The sequence below is a fragment of the Ancylobacter sp. Lp-2 genome (genome assembly GCF_020523795.1).
GTDB lineage: Bacteria > Pseudomonadota > Alphaproteobacteria > Rhizobiales > Xanthobacteraceae > Ancylobacter.
Genome location: NZ_JAJALI010000008.1, coordinates 136,079 through 151,803 on the forward strand (window position 1 = coordinate 136,079; position 15,725 = coordinate 151,803).

The following is a 15,725-nucleotide window of genomic DNA, read 5'->3' on the forward strand; positions in this document are numbered from 1 at the left end:
CGGCGATGGCTCCGCACCCCTATGCCGATCCCCCGGAGGACGACGCCGTCGAAATCTGGGGCCGGCGCATCGGGCGGGGCCTCGCCATCGCCTGCGGGCTCGGGCTCGCGGCGTATCTCATCGTGACCTATCTGCGCTGAGGCCCGATCCGTGAACATGCTGGCAGAAGACCCGATGGCCTGGCGGCCGGTGAAGGCGCCGACGCTGGCCATGCTGGAAGTGATGGCGGAGGCCGCCTATGCGCGGCTGCCCAAGCGCTTCCGTGACCTGTGCGGCAATCTCGTCATCCAGGTGACGGATTTCCCCACCGACGAGGTCCTCGAGGAGATGGAGGCGGAGACGCCGTTCGATCTCCTCGGTCTGTTCCAGGGCGTGGGGCTGGCGCAGCATTACGAGAGCGCGCCTTTCGCCATGCCCAACATGATCTGGCTCTACCGCCGACCCATCCTCGACTATTGGGCCGAGCACGACGAGACGCTGGGTAAGATCGTGACCCATGTGCTGATCCACGAGATCGGCCACCATTTCGGCCTCTCCGACGACGACATGGAGCGGCTTGAGGACGAGGCAGGTTGAGGGCGGCGGCCCTCACGCACCATCACGGCGCCGCCGCACCGGCGCGCAGGAGACGAGCATGGACAAGTTCACCACCCTGACCGGGGTCGCGGCGCCGCTGCCGCTGGTCAATGTCGACACCGACATGATCATCCCCAAGCAGTACCTGAAGACGATCAAGCGCACGGGCCTCGGCAAGGGGCTGTTCTCCGAGCTGCGCTATCTGGAGGACGGTTCGGACAACCCGGATTTCGTGCTCAACAAGCCGGCCTACAAGAAGGCCTCGATCCTGGTGGCGGGCGATAATTTCGGCTGCGGCTCCTCGCGCGAGCACGCGCCCTGGGCGCTGCTCGACCACGGCATACGCTGCGTGATCTCCACCAGCTTCGCCGACATCTTCTACAATAACTGCTTCAAGAACGGCATCCTGCCGATCAAGGTGACGCCCGAGCAGCTCGACGCCCTGTTCGACGACGCCTCGCGCGGCGCCAATGCCATCGTCACGGTGGATCTGGAGAGCCAGACCATCACCGGGCCGGACGGCGGCTCGATCACCTTCGAGGTCGATCCGTTCCGCAAGCATTGCCTGCTGAACGGCCTCGACGATATCGGCCTCACCCAGGTGAAGGCGGACAAGATCCACGACTACGAGGCGAAGCTCGCCGCCGACCGCCCCTGGGCGTGAGGTCGGCGCTAGCGGCGCTCTGGCGCGATCGCCCGGTCTTCGCCGGGCATCCACGGCTTTTTGCCGCCCGCCCGGTTCAGCTGCGGCCGCGCGGGCGGTAAGAAGGAAGGCGTGGCCGGTCCGGCCGCGCCGCTTCTCGGAGCTCCGCCATGCGCCGCCTGATCTCCACCGGTTCCCCCTTCGAGACCGAGGCCGGCTATTCGCGGGCGGTGGTCGACGGGAACGACATCTTCGTCTCCGGCACCACCGGCTACGACTACGCCACCATGACGCTGCCGGAGAGCGTGGAGGAGCAGGCGCATGGCTGCTTCCGCAACATCGCCGCGACGCTGAAGGAAGCCGATGCCGCGCTCTCCGATGTGGTGCGGGTGCGCTACATCATCACCCGGCCGGAATATGCCGACATCGTCTTCCCGATTTTCGGCCAGTATTTCGGCACCGTGCGGCCGGCGGCGACGCTGATCGTCGCCGGGCTGCTGAAGCCGGAAATGAAGATCGAGATCGAGGTAACGGCGCGCCGCTCGATCTGAGGGGTATTTTCGCCTTTACAGCCGGGCGCTCCCGGAGTGGAATCGTTCAAAATCAGAACGTGTTCCGGGAGACGCTCCATGTGCCAGATTTTTGCCGGCCAAGACCCCGAAACCTATGAGTTCCAGACCCGCTCGATGCGGATCGGCGGCCATTCCACCTCGATTCGGCTGGAGGCGGCGTTCTGGGCGATTCTGGAGCAGGTGGCGGCGCATCAGGGCATTAGCCTGGGCAAATTCGTCACCAAGCTGCATGACGAGGTGCTGGAACTGCATGGCGAGGTGCGCAATTTCGCCTCGCTGCTGCGTTGCTCCTGCCTGATCTATCTCGACGAGGTGCGCGGCGCGCCCAAGTCCGCCCGCTCGCGCTATGCCTGCCCGAGCGCCCTGCATCTGGAAGCCGCCGAATAGCCCAGCCGCGACGGGCGCGGCGGTGTTTGTCGCCGCGCGAGGGCAAGAGCCTCGCCTGTAAAACACGTCGTGGCGATGTGTTAGTGGTCTACCACCACTGTCCCCGACCGAAGCCTAGCATCCTCCCATCAGGCGATGATCGCCGTTTCGGAGGTGTCTTCAGGTGGCCAAGGCCATTCATTCCATGATCCGCGTGCTCGACGAGGCGCGCTCCGTCGATTTCTACGCCAAGGCCTTCGGCCTCGGCGTCGCCGATCGCTTCGGCTTCGACGGTTTCACCCTTGTCTATCTGCGCAATGCCGAGGCCGATTTCGAGGTCGAGCTCACCATCAATCATGACCGCACCGAGCCCTATGCGCTGGGTGACGGCTACGGCCACATCGCCTTCGCCGTGGATGATCTCGACGCCGAGCATGCGCGCTTCGAGGGCCTCGGCCTCAAGCCCAACCCGGTGAAGGAATTCTTCCGCGACGGCGCGCTGCTGGCGAAGTTCTTCTTCGTCACCGATCCCGACGGCTACAAGATCGAGGTTCTCCAGAAGCACGGTCGCTACCGCTGACGCCCCCGTCGGCCGGGCTTCGCGTCCGGTCGATGCAGCCTCATCCACACCCGGCCCGAAAGACGCGCCAACGTCTTCGAAAGTCCCGGCGATATCTGCCGACAACAAGAAAACGAACAACCAGGAGGAAAGGATGACGACATTGATCGACAGGCGGAGCCCTTCGCGGAGCCCCTCGAACGGCCCCTCGCGCCGAAGCATTCTGGGCATGATGGGCGCCACCGGCGCGCTGATGATCTCCGGCCTCGCGGTGATCAATCCGCGCGAGGCATGGGGGCTCGAGGTCACCACGCTGAAGCCCGAGACCATGCGAACGCTGATCGTGATGGCGCGCGACGTCTATCCGCATGACAAGCTGGCCGACCGCTTCTACGCCGTCGCCATGAAGCCCTACGAGACCGGTGCCGCCACCGATCCGGCGCTGAAGGCGCTGGTGGAGGAGGGGGTGATCACCCTCGATACTCTCGCCAAGGCGCGGCACGGCGTCGCCTATGCCGATCTCGGCTGGGAGGACCAGCGCGTCGCCATCCTGCGCGAGATCGAGGAGAGCGCCTTCTTCCAGAAGGTGCAGGGCGGCCTGGTGGTCGGCCTCTACAACCAGGAGGAGGTCTGGCCGGTGTTCGGCTATGAGGGCTCCTCGGCCGACAAGGGCGGCTACATCGATCGCGGCTTCAGCGACATCAGCTGGTTGTGAGGGAGGGAACGAACATGACCGCACCCTTCGATCTGAACGACGATTCCGTGGTCGTCATCGTCGGCTCCGGCGCCGGCGGCGGCACGCTCGGTACCGAGCTCGCCCTCAAGGGCGTCAAGGTGGTGATCCTCGAGGCCGGCAAGCGGCACAATATGGAGGATTTCATCAATAACGAGTGGGAGAGCTTCGCCCAGCTCGCCTGGACCGACATGCGCACCACTTCCGGCTCGTGGCGCGTGCACAAGAACTTCCCCAATCTGCCGGCCTGGATCGTCAAGTCGGTCGGCGGCTCGACGGTGCATTGGGCCGGCGCCTCGCTGCGCTTCCAGGAGCACGAGTTCAGGACCCGCTCAACCTATGGCGATCTCGACGGGGCGAACCTGCTCGACTGGCCGATCACGCTGGCCGAGCTCGAGCCCTACTACGCCAAGGCCGAGGACAAGATGGGGGTGACGCGCACCAACGGCATTCCCGGCCTCCCCGGCAACAACAATTTCAAGGTGTTCGAGGCTGGGGCGAAGAAGATCGGCTACACCGAGGTGTCGACCGGGCGCATGGCGATCAACAGCCAGCCGCGCCATGATCGCGGCTCCTGCCAGCAGATCGGCTTCTGCTTCCAGGGCTGCAAGTCGGGCGCCAAATGGTCGACGCTGATCGCCGAGATCCCGCGCGGCGAGGACACCGGCAATCTTGAGGTACGGCCGGAATCGATGGTGCTGAAGATCGAGCACGACGCCACCGGCAAGGCGACCGGCGTCGTCTATGTCGACAAGGACGGCAAGACCCAGCGCCAGAAGGCCCGCATCGTCGCGGTGGCCGGCAACTCCATCGAGAGCCCGCGCCTACTGCTGAACTCGGCCAGCAACATGTTTCCGGACGGGCTCGCCAACTCCTCCGGCCAGGTGGGGCGCAACTACATGCGTCACATGACCGGCTCGGTGTACGGCATCTTCGAGAAGCCGGTGCACATGTATCGCGGCACCACCATGGCCGGCATCGTGCGCGATGAGGCGCCGCTCAATACCAAGCGCGGCTTTGTCGGCGGCTACGAGATGGAGACGCTGTCGCTCGGCTTGCCCTTCATGGCCGCCTTCCTCGATCCTGGCGGCTGGGGCCGCTCCTTCTCCTCGGCGATGGACGGCTACGTCAACATGGCCGGGTTGTGGATCGTCGGCGAGGACATGCCGCAGGAGACCAACCGCGTCACGCTCAACACCGACGTGAAGGATAAGAACGGCCTTCCGGTGGCCGACGTGCATTTCGACGACCACCCCAACGACATCGCCATGCGCAACCACGCCTACAAGCAGGGTTCGGCGATGTACGAGTCGGTCGGCGCGGTGCGGACGATGCCGACACCGCCCTATCCCTCGACGCATAATCTCGGCACCAACCGGATGAGCGAGAAGCCGCGCGATGGCGTCGTCAACAAGCACGGCCAAACGCATGACGTCCCGAATCTCTTCGTTTCGGATGGCAGCCAATTCACCACCGGCGGCGCGGAGAACCCGACGCTGACCATCGTGGCGCTGGCGATCCGGCAGGCCGACTTCATCGCCGGCGAGATGTCGAAGAATTCGATCTGACGGGTTCCCCCGCGGTCCTTGCGAGGACCGCCGCGCCAGCGGACCCCTGGCGCTCCAAACTTGTGGCCGGGCATGTCCCGGCCACACTTGTTAGCGGGATCACCCGGCTCGTCCAGTGCCTGCCGTTGCGTCGCGCTTGCCAGCCGCGACGCCAGCCATTAGCACTCGCTCGCCCAAGAATTCAGCCCCAGCACAGCAGGCGAGAGACCCACATGGCCACCCACAAGCTTCTCCTCCTCCCCGGCGACGGCATCGGCACCGAAGTGATGGCGCAGGTGAAGCGGGTGCTCGCCTTCCTTGAGCAGCAGGGGCTCGCCTCTTTCGCCATCGAGGAGGACCTCGTCGGGGGCGCCGCCTATGACCAGTGCGGCCTGCCGATCTCCGAGGAGGCGATGAAGCGCGCCTTCGCCGCCGACGCGATCCTGCTCGGCGCGGTCGGTGGTCCGAAATGGGCCAACGTCCCCTATGAGGCGCGTCCGGAAGCCGGCCTGCTGCGGCTGCGCAAGGACCTGCAGCTGTTCGCCAATCTGCGCCCGGCGCTGTGCTATCCCGCGCTCGCCGACGCCTCCAGCCTCAAGCGCGAGCTGGTCGAGGGCCTCGACATCCTGATCGTGCGCGAGCTCACCGGCGGCGTCTATTTCGGCGAGCCCAAGACCATCACCGACCTTGCCGACGGCCAGAAGCGCGGTGTCGATACCCAGGTCTATGAATCCTACGAGATCGAGCGCATCGCCCGCGTCGCCTTCGAGCTGGCCCGCACCCGCCGGAACAGGGTGGTCTCTGCCGAGAAGCACAATGTGATGAAGACCGGCGTGCTGTGGAAGCAGGTGGTCAGCGAGGTACACGGCGCCGATTATGCCGACGTGTCGCTGGAGCACCAACTGGCGGACAGCTGCGCCATGCAGCTGGTGCGCGCGCCCAAGCAGTTCGACGTGTTGGTGACCGATAACCTGTTCGGCGACATCCTCTCCGACGTGGCGGCGATGCTCACTGGCTCGCTCGGCATGCTGCCCTCCGCCTCGCTCGGCGCCGTGGAGGAGCTGACCGGCAAGCGTCGCGCGCTCTACGAGCCGGTGCATGGCGCCGCGCCGGACATCGCCGGCAAGGGCCTCGCCAATCCGATCGCCATGATCGGCTCGCTTGCCATGGCGCTGCGCTATTCCTTCGGCCAGGGCGATGTCGCCGATCGCATCGAGAAGGCGATCGCTGGCGTGCTGGCCAAGGGCTACCGTACCAACGACATCAAGTCGGAAGGTGCGACCGTGGTCGGTACCGAGGGCATGGGCGACGCGGTTCTCGCCGAGCTGGCCATCGGCTGAACGAATCGCCGCCGACAAACAAAAGCCCGGCCGTCGAACATGACGGCCGGGCTTTTATGTTTCGACCCGAAAGACTGGAAGCCTCACGCGCTCCGCGAGGCGGTCCGGTTCAGCGCGGCAGTTCGTAGGGGCCGGGCAGCGGCCAGCGGGTGCCGGTGATGGTGCTGTCGGTGCCGTAGCTCGGGAAGCGGAAATTGTTCAGCCCGACATAGTTGAGGTCGCGGCTGGTGCCGGGTCGCACATTCGGGCCGGGGTCGAGATAGGAGCGCTCCGGCAGCTTGCGAATGGTGAGGCGGGTCGAATCCTGCGCGGCGGCGGGCAGCACCGCGAGGGCAGAGCCGGCCACGGCCAGGGCGAGAGCGAGCGGGACGAAACGCATGTGAACCTCCGGGCGACGCATCCAGCATCGCATGGCGACGCTTACGTCACCCTCAAGATGGAGACAAGCTGGGCGCGCGTCGAGATGGGGGAAGGATTAATTCCGCCTTTCGGCGATGAAACGTGCCGCTTCCTGGAGAAGTGTGGCTCGCGTGCCGAAACCAGCGAGCGCCGCGTGAGCCTCTCCGACCAGCCTGTCGAGCTCGGCCCGCGCCCCCGCGACGCCGAGCAGCTCGACGAAGGTGGCCTTGCCGGCGGCACTGTCCTTGCCGACGGCCTTGCCGACGGCGGCGGCGTCGCCCTCGACGTCGAGCAGGTCGTCGGCGATCTGGAAGGCGCGGCCGATAACCCGCGAATAGGTGTTCAGCTGTGCCATCTCGGGAGGCGCGGCGCGGCCGATGAGGGCGCCGGCTTCGCAGGCATGGCGTAGCAATGCGCCGGTCTTCAGCTCCTGAAGCCGGGCGACGCCGGCGAGGTCGGGGGCCGGGCGGCCGGCATCGGCGAAGCGGCCTTCGGCGGCAAGGTCCAGCATCTGGCCGCCGACCATGCCCTCGCCACCGGCGGCCCGAGCAAGCGACGCCACCAGGGCGATTCGCACCGCCGGGTCCGGATCGGTAGTCGGCTCGGCGAGGATCTCGAAGGCGAGGGTGAGCAGGCCGTCGCCAGCAAGGATGGCGGTCGCCTCGTCATAGGCGCGGTGGACGGTCGGCTGACCACGGCGCAGATCGTCGTCGTCCATGGCCGGCAGGTCGTCATGTGCCAGCGAATAGCAGTGGACGCATTCAAGCGCGATCGCGGCCGGCAAGGCCCGCTCCATCGGCACGCCGAACAGAGCCGCACTTTCGACCACGAGGAAAGGTCGGAGCCGCTTGCCGCCGGCCAGGGCCGCGTGGCGCATCGCCCGGCTGAGTCGGTCGCTGACCGGCTGCGCGCGGGCGATCGCCTGCTCCAGCGCGGCGGCGACCGCGTCGGCGCAGCGGGAGAGGGCGTCGGGAAGCGTTTCGGCGGGGCGGTCGATTTCGGTCATGAGGCGCATCCGGCTGATGTCGGGTTGCGTGCCCGAGCCGGAGGGCGCGGTCAAGCGGTACGGGCCGCGGCGGGCCGCCGCCTCAGGGCAAACGTGCCGCCGGCCGTTGGTGCCGTGATGTCGATCAGGGGAGGGGGCGTGTTCCAGCCTATTGAATCTAAGGCACTTTCCTGCCGTTCAGAGGTTTCCTCCCGTCGCAAAGGGTTCTAGGTTTCGAGCGGCAGGTAAAGGGAGCGGGGATGCGCGGACTGGCATCGTGGATCTGGAAGGCGGCGCTCGTCGTCGTCCTGGCGCCATTGGTGATGGGTCTCGTCTATACGGTGGTGAACCCCGCCTCCACCCTGATGCTGGCCCGGTGGGTGACCGGCGAGCGCGTGGAACGGAGCTGGGTGCCTCTCGATGCGATCGCACCGGTGCTGGTGCGTAGCGTGCTGGCCTCCGAGGATGCCCGCTTCTGTCAGCACAACGGCATCGACCTCGTCGAACTGCAGAATGTGATGGACACGGCGGAGGACGGCGAGCCGGCGCGGGGCGCCTCGACGATCACGATGCAGCTCGCCAAGAACCTGTTCCTGTGGAACGGGCGCAGTTTCATCCGTAAGGGGCTGGAGATGTCGCTGGCGCTCTATCTCAACGTCATCATGAGCAAGCGGCGGCAGATCGAGATCTATCTCAACATCGCCGAATGGGGACCGAACGGCGAGTTCGGTGCCGAGGCGGCGGCCCAGCGAGCCTTCAATCTTCCGGCGGCGCGGCTCAGTTCGCGCCAGGCGGCGCTGCTGGCGGTCATGCTGCCGAATCCGCATCGACGCGACGCGGCCAAGCCCGGCCCCGGCCTGTCGCGCCTCGCCTCACGGCTGCAGGCGCGGCTGCCGCGCGAGGGGGCTGAGCTCACCCAATGCCTCGGATTGTAGCGGTGTCTCGGCGACGGCTTGAAAAGCTTGGCCTGCAAGTTGCAGTTTCGGGGCCGCCCCCCTTTCACTCGCGCGCATGAGTCTGTATAAGCCGCCACTCGAAATACGAGCTACCCGGCGCCGGCGCCCTCGGAGACCCCGAGGCAAGCCAAGACAGGACCGCCGGCACAGGAGTTGAGACAATGGCCGTTCCGAAGAAGAAAACCAGCCCGTCGCGTCGCGGCATGCGCCGCTCGGCCGATGCCCTCGCCAAGCCGACCTATATCGAGGACAAGGATTCCGGCGAGCTGCGCCGTCCGCACCACCTCGACCTCAAGACTGGCATGTACAAGGGCCGGCAGGTGCTGAAGGTCAAGGCTGAGGCCTGAGTGCCGGGCGGCGTTTCCCGCCCTGCCGACCATCATGTGAGAATTCGAAAAGCGCGGCCGTCATTGGCCGCGCTTTTTGTCGTGCTCCCGCTGTCTCGGCTTGCGCCGCCCCGGAGGCTGGCGCATCGTTCACTCCTTCAAAAGCCATTCGCTGCCTCGCCGAGTCGGGCGCGGGCGGAGTACGGGCTTTTGCGCGCGAGGGCCGGGGTCGAGGGGCGAGCGGCGGATGATGGGAGCGGCGGTGTTGGTGTCTGACGCGGCGGGTGCAACCGTGCCGGATCTCAGCGACATGGCCTCGCTGAATGACATCATGCGTCGCTTCGAGACTGCCGCGAGCGTGGCCTATGAATGGTGTCTCGCCGATGACCGCCTGCAATGGAGCCCATCGGCCGCGGCTCTTCTGGGAGCCGATGTCGTGCGCGAGCTTGCCAGCGGCCGTTCCTATGCGGCGCGCATCCTACCCGGTGGCGGGCGTGGGCGCGCCGAAGCGGTGGAGGCCTGCCTTTCCGCCGGGCTGGCCGGCGAATCCCAGCAGTTCCACATACGCTACAGCATTCGGGTGGGGGGCCATGAGGGGCCCCGCGACCTGCATCTGATCGATCGCGGGGTCTGCCATTTCGATGCCGAGGGACGGGTAGGGCGGGTCCTCGGCCTGATCGCGCTCGATGGAGCGGCAGGTGTGCTCCAGGCCGCGCCGGCAACCGCCCATGTGCTGCCCAATGCCGGCTCCGGCCGGCGGCCGCTGGCCATGCTGGTGAAGGACTGGCTCGACACCGCCGGCATGCGCGGCGACGGATTCGGCGTGGTGCTGGTCGGTATCGACGATCTGGCTCGCCTGAACGACATCTATGGATTCGCCGTCGTCGACGAGGTGATCGAGATCTTCCGTCGCCGTCTTCGGGCCGAGTTGGCGGAAGACGAGGCCATGGGCCGGTTCTCAGTCGGCAGTTTCGGCCTGCTGCTGCGGTTGCGCCGGGACGAGGACCTCGCCGATCGTGTCCGTGCCATCGTCGATGCGGTGAATGCGCGTCCGCCGCGCACCGAGCGCGGGGCGCTCGCCGCGGCGGTCACCGCCGGGGCGCTGACGGCGCCGCAGCAGGCGGCGACACCCGACGACGTGTTCCGCTGCGCCCAGGATGCGCTGTATCAAGCGCGTCACGGCAGCCGGGGCAGCTTCGCCATTTTCCAGCCGGCTTTCGACCGCGCGGTGGAGCACCGCGGCAATCTCCTGTTCGCCGACAACATCGTCCGGGCCCTCGACGAAGGCCGGGTGAGCCTCGCCTATCAACCGGTGGCGCTGTCTCGCGACCGCGTCATCGCCTTTCACGAGGCGTTGGTCCGGGTGCGCGGGCGTGACGGCTATGTGCTCGATGGCGCGGCGGTGATTCCCGCCGCCGAGCGTTTCGGGCTGACCGGACTGATCGACCGCCGGACGCTGCAACTCGCCTTCGCGGCGCTGGCCGACGATCCGCAACTGACGCTGTCGGTCAACGTCTCACCGGGCAATCTCGACGATGGCGCCTGGATCGCGCTGATGGACAGCCATGCCGGTGACGGGTTGTGCCGGCGCCTGATCGTCGAGATCACCGAGAGCGCGCGGCTTGTTGACATCGACCATGTCCGACGTCGAATCGACTGGTTGCATGGGCTCGGCTGCCGGGTGGCGATCGATGATTTCGGTGTCGGCTACACCTCGTTCCGCAGCCTGCGCGAACTCAGCGTCGACATATTGAAGATCGACGGCAGTTTCGTCAGCGGGCTGATGCAATCGGAGCCCGATCGGCATTTCGTGCGGTCGCTGATTGAGCTCGCCGCCAATATCGGGCTGAGCACGGTCGCCGAATGGGTTCTCGACGAGCCGACGGCCGGCCGGCTCGACGAATGGGGCTGCACCTATCTGCAGGGCGAACTGATCGGCCTTGCCGCCCCGCAGCCCTTGCGCGGCTGAACTCGCCGCTTCCGGGCGCTCGGTCAGCGCCCGGTCTATTTCCTTCGGCTTATTTCTTGGGGTCGGCGTCGCCGATGCGGTCGAGGCGCTTCTGCATCTCGGCGACCTGCCGCTTCAGCTCGTCGAAATCGTCGGTCTTGGTCGCCGGGGCGGCGGGGGTGGCCTCCTCGCGGGCATTGGGCAGGAACATCTTGAAGGTGCGGTCGAAGATGTCGATGTTGCGCCGCACCTGTTCTTCCATGGCACCGAAGCCGCCAGTGGGGAAACCGCCCACGCCGAAGGTCTTGGCGAATTGCTCGCGGAACTTTTCCTGGTCGCGGGTGAAGTTCTCGATCGACATGTCAAGGTATCGAGGCACCAGCATCTGCATGCTGTCGCCATAGAAGCGGATGATCTGGCGCAGGAAGTTGATGGGGAGCAGATTCTGGCCCTTACCTTCCTGCTCGAAGATGATCTGGGTCAGCACGGAATGGGTGATGTCCTCGCCGGACTTGGCGTCGTAGACGACGAAATCCTCGCCGTTCTTCACCATCAGGGCCAGATCTTCGAGCGTGACATAGGTGCTCGTGCCGGTGTTGTAGAGCCGGCGGTTGGCGTACTTCTTGATGGTTACGGGTTCGTTGGACTTGGCCATAGGATCCGCTTGCCTTGTTGGTTTCCCCTTGAAAACTCTAGGGCGTTTCCGAACTGAGGGCTACAGGATTATCGGTGGAGAGCACCCCCTGCGACGCCTGGTATAATAGGGATGGCCCTGGGGCGGACCATTGACATGCGTCATACGACGTCACCACGATAACCCTACACTCGTTCCAGCCCCGCGCGGGACATCCGCCTGCGCCAAATCTGCATCTCTATCGGAGGACGTCACACATGAAGGATGGCATCGTCATCGTCGGCGCCGCGCGCACGCCCGTGGGCGCGTTCAACGGTGCGCTCTCCTCCCTGCCGGCGCATGAACTCGGCAAGATCGCGATCACCGCGGCGCTGGAGCGAGCCGGTGTCGCGCCCGGCGAGGTGAGCGAGACCATCATGGGCCAGATCCTCACCGCCGGCGCCGGCCAGAACCCGGCCCGCCAGGCCTCGGTGGCCGCCGGCATTCCGGTGGAGAGCCCGGCCTGGGGCGTGAACCAACTCTGCGGCTCGGGCCTGCGGGCGGTGGCGCTCGGCTTCCAGGCGATCGCCAATGGCGACAGCGACATCGTCGTCGCCGGTGGCCAGGAATCGATGAGCCAGGCCCCGCATTGCGCCAATCTGCGCAACGGCACCAAGATGGGCAGCCTGGAGATGGTCGACACCATGATCAAGGACGGCCTGTGGGACGCCTTCAACGGCTACCACATGGGTACCACCGCCGAGAACGTGGCGCGCCAGTGGCAGATCACGCGCGAGCAGCAGGACGAGTTCGCCGTCGCCTCGCAGAACAAGGCCGAGGCGGCGCAGAAAGCGGGACGCTTCAAGGACGAGATCATTCCCGTCACCATCTCCACCCGCAAGGGCGACATCGTGGTGGCGGACGACGAATATCCGCGCCACGGCGCCACCATCGATTCGATGACCAAGCTGCGCCCGGCCTTCTCCAAGGACGGTACCGTCACCGCCGGCAACGCCTCGGGCATCAATGACGGCGCCGCCGCCATCGTGCTGATGAGCGCCGAGACCGCCGCGGCGCGCGGCGCCAAGCCGATCGGGCGCATCGTCTCCTGGGCGCAGGCCGGCGTCGATCCGGCGATCATGGGCTCGGGTCCGATCCCGGCGTCGCGCCGGGCGCTGGAAAAGGCCGGCTGGACGGTGGCCGATCTCGACCTCGTCGAGGCCAACGAGGCCTTCGCCGCCCAGGCCTGCGCGGTGAACAAGGACCTCGGCTGGGACACCTCGAAGGTGAACGTCAATGGCGGCGCCATCGCCATCGGCCACCCGATCGGCGCCTCCGGCGCGCGCATCCTCACCACGCTACTCTACGAAATGCAGAAGCGCGACGCCAAGAAGGCCCTCGCCACGCTGTGCATCGGCGGCGGCATGGGCATCGCCATGTGCATCGAGCGCGACTGACGCTCGCTTGCCGGCGGCGTACCCCCGCCGCCGGTCGCCTGCTGTGGAACGCAACGAGCGAGCCATGCGGAAATGACGATCGGGCAGGCGTGCGGGCGCCTTGTCGATCGATAAAAACGACGTAAAAGCCGTCGCAGGTTCCGGGACGGAAACCGAGAGGGGAAGTCAGATGAGTCGCGTTGCGTTGGTCACCGGCGGTACCCGGGGAATCGGGGCGTCGGTGTGCGAGGCCCTGAAGGCGGCCGGTTACAAGGTCGCCGCCAATTATGCCGGCAACGAGGAGGCGGCGGCTGCCTTCACCGCCGCGACCGGCATTCCGGCCTTCAAGTGGGATGTGTCGGATTTCGAGGCCTGCAAGGCCGGTGTCGCCAGGGTGGTCGCCGAAGTCGGCCCGGTCGACGTGCTGGTCAACAATGCCGGCATCACCCGCGACGGCATGCTGCATAAGATGACGGCGGAGCAGTGGTACGCGGTGATCAATACCAACCTCAACTCGCTGTTCAACATGTCCCGGCAGGTCATCGAGGGCATGCGCGAGCGCAATTTCGGGCGCATCGTCAACATCTCCTCCATCAATGGCCAGAAGGGCCAGATGGGGCAGACCAACTATGCCGCCGCCAAGTCCGGCGACCTCGGCTTCACCAAGGCGCTGGCGCAGGAAAACGCCAATAAGGGCGTGACGGTGAACGCAATCTGCCCCGGCTACATCGCCACCGAGATGGTGAAGGCGGTGCCGCGGGAGGTGATCGAGAAGAAGGTGCTGCCGCAGATCCCGCTCGGTCGCCTCGGCGAGCCGGAAGAGATCGCCCGCTGCGTGGTATTCCTCGCGGCGGACGAGGCGGGCTTCATCACCGGCTCTACGCTGACCGTCAATGGCGGCCAATACATGATCTGAGCCGGTGAGGTTCATTCGGTCCTGCGTTTCAGGATCTTGTCGGTGGCGGTGCTGAGTTCGCTCTTGGGGCGGGCGCTAGCGCCGTTTCGGCCATCCGCCTCCTATTCGTCGGCGTCGATTTCGGGCTTGGCGAAGATGGTGGATCATTGGCGTGGACGAACCGCGACGCCTCGTCGACGCTGAGCGCCGTTCGGGCGATGCCGACGCCGGCACGGCGCTGAATGCGCGCGCCGGAGGCGAGGACGGAACGGGCGACATGCAGCGCCGCGACCTTGCCGCCAGGGGCTGTCGCGAACCTGTGCGAAGGACCCCGAGGTCCATTTCCGTCGTCTCAATCCGGTGGAGTGGGGGGAGGGGGCGCCCGCTCCGGTAGGGCCTCGGAAGGAAGGGCTTGGCGGCGCGGTGGACGGCGGTCATAAGAGGTTCCCGCCTCAGGTGACCCCATATCCGCTTTGAGTTCGTCCGCTCCGATGTCGTCCGCTTCGATTTCGCGCTCCGCCGCCACGCTCATCGGCCTGTCCGCCATCCTGCTCTGGGCGACGCTGGCGCTCGCGACCTCGGCGACGGGTGCGGTGCCGCCCTTCCTGCTTACCGCGCTCACCTTCGCGATCGGCGGCACGGTCGGGCTGGTCGCGGCCATGGCGCGGGGCGTCGGGCTGTCGGCGCTGCGCCAACCCTGGCCGGTGTGGCTGCACGGCGTCGGCGGGCTGTTCGGCTATCATTTCTTCTATTTCTCGGCGCTGAAGCTGGCGCCGCCGGCCGAGGCGGGCCTGATCGCCTATCTCTGGCCGCTGCTGATCGTGCTGATGTCGGCAGCTCTGCCCGGCGAGCGGCTGCGGCCCGCCCATGTCGTCGGCGCGCTGATGGGGCTGGCCGGCACTATCCTGCTGCTCGGCGCGCGTGCCGGCGGCCTCGGCTTCTCGCCGGCCTATCTGCCCGGCTATGCGGCGGCGGCGCTGTGCGCGGTGATCTGGTCGAGCTATTCGGTGCTGGCACGCCGCTTCGCCACGGTGCCGACCGAGGCGGTGGCCGGCTTCTGCCTGGCGACGGCGGCGCTGTCGGTGCCGTGTCATCTCCTCTTCGAGCCGTCGATCTGGCCGTCGGGCACGACGGAGTGGCTGGCGATCGCGGCATTAGGCATCGGGCCGGTAGGCATCGCCTTCTACACCTGGGACATCGGCATGAAGCGCGGCGACATCCGGCTGCTCGGCGTCGCTTCCTATGCGGCGCCGGTGCTGTCGACGCTGCTGCTGGTCGCCACCGGCTTCGCCAGCGCCAGCTGGGCACTGGCCGGCGCCTGCGCCCTCATCGTCGGCGGTGCCGGGGTGGCGACGCTGCTGGCGCGCCGCTGATTGCCGGAGAGGTCAGCCTGGCTGCCAGCCGGGCGGGGCGAGTTCGAAGCCGGCAAACTCGAAGCCGGGCGCCACCGTGCAGCCGACCAGCGTCCAGTCCCCGAGGCTGCGTGCCGCCTGCCAGGCGCCGCGTGGCACCACGCGCTGCGGTTCCTCGCCGGCGGCAAGGTCGGGACCGAGCAGCAGCGGTTGCACCGGGCCGGCATCGGTCGCCGCCAGCGAAAGCTCGAGCGCCGCCCCGGCATGCCAATGCCAGATCTCCACCGCGTCGACCCGGTGCCAGTGCGATTTTTCGCCCGCAGCCAGCAGGAAATAGATGGCGGTGGAGGCCGAGCGGCCATCCTCCAGCCGGTGCGGGTCGCGGAAGGTTTCGCGGAAATGCCCGCCCTCGGGATGCGGCTGCAGGCCGAGCCGGGCGATGATGTCGGCAGCTTGGAGCACGGGTGCCGCCATCGCCG

At 66.9% G+C, this 15,725-nt stretch carries 19 protein-coding genes; 15 read left to right on the forward strand and 4 right to left on the reverse strand.

From position 1 onward, the window contains the following. Nucleotides 1-5: 5 nt before the first annotated feature. The 9 genes from LGR54_RS25805 (at nt 6) to leuB (ending at nt 6,336) form a co-directional block, all read left to right on the forward strand. Nucleotides 6-140, forward strand: a complete 135-nt coding sequence (locus tag LGR54_RS25805) for a hypothetical protein (protein ID WP_255607729.1) — start codon at nt 6-8, stop codon at nt 138-140. Nucleotides 141-156: 16 nt separating this feature from the next. Next, a complete protein-coding gene (locus LGR54_RS19390; RefSeq protein ID WP_230363672.1) occupies nt 157-576 on the forward strand; it encodes a metallopeptidase family protein in 420 nt (139 codons plus the stop codon). A gap of 58 nt (nt 577-634) precedes the next feature. Then, nucleotides 635-1,240, forward strand: a complete 606-nt coding sequence (leuD, locus tag LGR54_RS19395) for a 3-isopropylmalate dehydratase small subunit (RefSeq protein ID WP_214006995.1) — start codon at nt 635-637, stop codon at nt 1,238-1,240. A gap of 149 nt (nt 1,241-1,389) precedes the next feature. Beyond that, a complete protein-coding gene (locus tag LGR54_RS19400; protein ID WP_230363613.1) occupies nt 1,390-1,770 on the forward strand; it encodes a RidA family protein in 381 nt (126 codons plus the stop codon). A gap of 78 nt (nt 1,771-1,848) precedes the next feature. After that, entirely contained in the window at nt 1,849-2,178 is a 330-nt protein-coding gene (locus tag LGR54_RS19405; protein ID WP_230363614.1) for a ribbon-helix-helix domain-containing protein, read from the forward strand. A 163-nt stretch (nt 2,179-2,341) separates the two neighbouring features. Continuing rightward, nucleotides 2,342-2,737: a VOC family protein gene (locus tag LGR54_RS19410; protein WP_230363615.1), complete on the forward strand. Its 396-nt coding sequence runs from the start codon at nt 2,342-2,344 to the stop codon at nt 2,735-2,737. A 133-nt stretch (nt 2,738-2,870) separates the two neighbouring features. Further along, nucleotides 2,871-3,431, forward strand: coding sequence for a gluconate 2-dehydrogenase subunit 3 family protein (locus tag LGR54_RS19415; RefSeq protein WP_230363616.1), 561 nt, complete (start codon nt 2,871-2,873; stop codon nt 3,429-3,431). Between the two features lie 14 nt (nt 3,432-3,445). Further along, nucleotides 3,446-5,017 (forward strand): GMC family oxidoreductase, encoded by a 1,572-nt coding sequence (locus LGR54_RS19420; RefSeq protein ID WP_230363617.1) that lies wholly within the window; start codon nt 3,446-3,448, stop codon nt 5,015-5,017. A 212-nt stretch (nt 5,018-5,229) separates the two neighbouring features. After that, nucleotides 5,230-6,336 carry a 3-isopropylmalate dehydrogenase gene (gene leuB / locus LGR54_RS19425; RefSeq protein WP_230363618.1) on the forward strand — a complete coding sequence of 369 codons (1,107 nt, stop codon included), beginning with the start codon at nt 5,230-5,232 and terminating at the stop codon, nt 6,334-6,336. 109 nt (nt 6,337-6,445) lie between these two features. On the opposite strand, the gene LGR54_RS19430 is transcribed toward leuB, so the two are convergent. Then, nucleotides 6,446-6,715: a hypothetical protein gene (locus LGR54_RS19430; RefSeq protein WP_230363619.1), complete on the reverse strand. Its 270-nt coding sequence runs from the start codon at nt 6,713-6,715 to the stop codon at nt 6,446-6,448. 96 nt (nt 6,716-6,811) lie between these two features. Further along, on the reverse strand, nt 6,812-7,741 hold the full coding sequence (locus LGR54_RS19435) for a polyprenyl synthetase family protein (RefSeq protein ID WP_230363620.1): 930 nt from the start codon (nt 7,739-7,741) through the stop codon (nt 6,812-6,814). Between the two features lie 239 nt (nt 7,742-7,980). On the opposite strand from LGR54_RS19435, the gene mtgA reads away from it, so the two are divergent. The 3 genes from mtgA to LGR54_RS19450 all read left to right on the forward strand — a co-directional run bounded on the left by mtgA (nt 7,981) and on the right by LGR54_RS19450 (nt 10,971). Further along, complete coding sequence (mtgA, locus tag LGR54_RS19440) at nt 7,981-8,655, forward strand: monofunctional biosynthetic peptidoglycan transglycosylase (RefSeq protein WP_230363621.1); 675 nt, start codon at nt 7,981-7,983, stop codon at nt 8,653-8,655. 182 nt (nt 8,656-8,837) lie between these two features. After that, complete coding sequence (gene rpmF / locus LGR54_RS19445) at nt 8,838-9,023, forward strand: 50S ribosomal protein L32 (protein ID WP_018387408.1); 186 nt, start codon at nt 8,838-8,840, stop codon at nt 9,021-9,023. 289 nt (nt 9,024-9,312) lie between these two features. After that, nucleotides 9,313-10,971: an EAL domain-containing protein gene (locus LGR54_RS19450; RefSeq protein ID WP_230363622.1), complete on the forward strand. Its 1,659-nt coding sequence runs from the start codon at nt 9,313-9,315 to the stop codon at nt 10,969-10,971. 49 nt (nt 10,972-11,020) lie between these two features. Here the strand turns inward: LGR54_RS19450 and phaR are convergent, their stop codons facing one another. Beyond that, nucleotides 11,021-11,605, reverse strand: a complete 585-nt coding sequence (gene phaR / locus LGR54_RS19455) for a polyhydroxyalkanoate synthesis repressor PhaR (protein ID WP_230363623.1) — start codon at nt 11,603-11,605, stop codon at nt 11,021-11,023. A gap of 236 nt (nt 11,606-11,841) precedes the next feature. Here phaR and LGR54_RS19460 point away from each other — a divergent pair, with 236 nt between their 5' ends. From LGR54_RS19460 to LGR54_RS19470, 3 genes are all read left to right on the forward strand, one after another. After that, nucleotides 11,842-13,020, forward strand: coding sequence for an acetyl-CoA C-acetyltransferase (locus LGR54_RS19460; protein ID WP_230363624.1), 1,179 nt, complete (start codon nt 11,842-11,844; stop codon nt 13,018-13,020). A 169-nt stretch (nt 13,021-13,189) separates the two neighbouring features. Further along, complete coding sequence (gene phbB, locus LGR54_RS19465) at nt 13,190-13,915, forward strand: acetoacetyl-CoA reductase (protein WP_230363625.1); 726 nt, start codon at nt 13,190-13,192, stop codon at nt 13,913-13,915. 470 nt (nt 13,916-14,385) lie between these two features. Further along, the gene (locus LGR54_RS19470; protein WP_230363626.1) at nt 14,386-15,267 is read left to right on the forward strand and encodes a DMT family transporter; all 882 of its coding nucleotides are present in this window, start codon (nt 14,386-14,388) and stop codon (nt 15,265-15,267) included. 12 nt (nt 15,268-15,279) lie between these two features. On the opposite strand, the gene LGR54_RS19475 is transcribed toward LGR54_RS19470, so the two are convergent. Continuing rightward, nucleotides 15,280-15,720 carry a cupin domain-containing protein gene (locus tag LGR54_RS19475; protein ID WP_230363627.1) on the reverse strand — a complete coding sequence of 147 codons (441 nt, stop codon included), beginning with the start codon at nt 15,718-15,720 and terminating at the stop codon, nt 15,280-15,282. Nucleotides 15,721-15,725 lie beyond the last annotated feature (5 nt).

Coding starts and splice junctions, on each gene's coding strand:
- LGR54_RS25805 (WP_255607729.1), top strand. CDS start 6: ATGGCTCCGCACCCCTATGCCGATCCCCCGGAGGACGACGCCGTCGAA.
- LGR54_RS19390 (WP_230363672.1), top strand. CDS start 157: ATGCTGGCAGAAGACCCGATGGCCTGGCGGCCGGTGAAGGCGCCGACG.
- leuD (WP_214006995.1), top strand. CDS start 635: ATGGACAAGTTCACCACCCTGACCGGGGTCGCGGCGCCGCTGCCGCTG.
- LGR54_RS19400 (WP_230363613.1), top strand. CDS start 1,390: ATGCGCCGCCTGATCTCCACCGGTTCCCCCTTCGAGACCGAGGCCGGC.
- LGR54_RS19405 (WP_230363614.1), top strand. CDS start 1,849: ATGTGCCAGATTTTTGCCGGCCAAGACCCCGAAACCTATGAGTTCCAG.
- LGR54_RS19415 (WP_230363616.1), top strand. CDS start 2,871: ATGACGACATTGATCGACAGGCGGAGCCCTTCGCGGAGCCCCTCGAAC.
- LGR54_RS19420 (WP_230363617.1), top strand. CDS start 3,446: ATGACCGCACCCTTCGATCTGAACGACGATTCCGTGGTCGTCATCGTC.
- leuB (WP_230363618.1), top strand. CDS start 5,230: ATGGCCACCCACAAGCTTCTCCTCCTCCCCGGCGACGGCATCGGCACC.
- LGR54_RS19430 (WP_230363619.1), bottom strand. CDS start 6,715: ATGCGTTTCGTCCCGCTCGCTCTCGCCCTGGCCGTGGCCGGCTCTGCC.
- LGR54_RS19435 (WP_230363620.1), bottom strand. CDS start 7,741: ATGACCGAAATCGACCGCCCCGCCGAAACGCTTCCCGACGCCCTCTCC.
- mtgA (WP_230363621.1), top strand. CDS start 7,981: ATGCGCGGACTGGCATCGTGGATCTGGAAGGCGGCGCTCGTCGTCGTC.
- rpmF (WP_018387408.1), top strand. CDS start 8,838: ATGGCCGTTCCGAAGAAGAAAACCAGCCCGTCGCGTCGCGGCATGCGC.
- LGR54_RS19450 (WP_230363622.1), top strand. CDS start 9,313: ATGGCCTCGCTGAATGACATCATGCGTCGCTTCGAGACTGCCGCGAGC.
- phaR (WP_230363623.1), bottom strand. CDS start 11,605: ATGGCCAAGTCCAACGAACCCGTAACCATCAAGAAGTACGCCAACCGC.
- LGR54_RS19460 (WP_230363624.1), top strand. CDS start 11,842: ATGAAGGATGGCATCGTCATCGTCGGCGCCGCGCGCACGCCCGTGGGC.
- phbB (WP_230363625.1), top strand. CDS start 13,190: ATGAGTCGCGTTGCGTTGGTCACCGGCGGTACCCGGGGAATCGGGGCG.
- LGR54_RS19470 (WP_230363626.1), top strand. CDS start 14,386: ATGTCGTCCGCTTCGATTTCGCGCTCCGCCGCCACGCTCATCGGCCTG.
- LGR54_RS19475 (WP_230363627.1), bottom strand. CDS start 15,720: ATGGCGGCACCCGTGCTCCAAGCTGCCGACATCATCGCCCGGCTCGGC.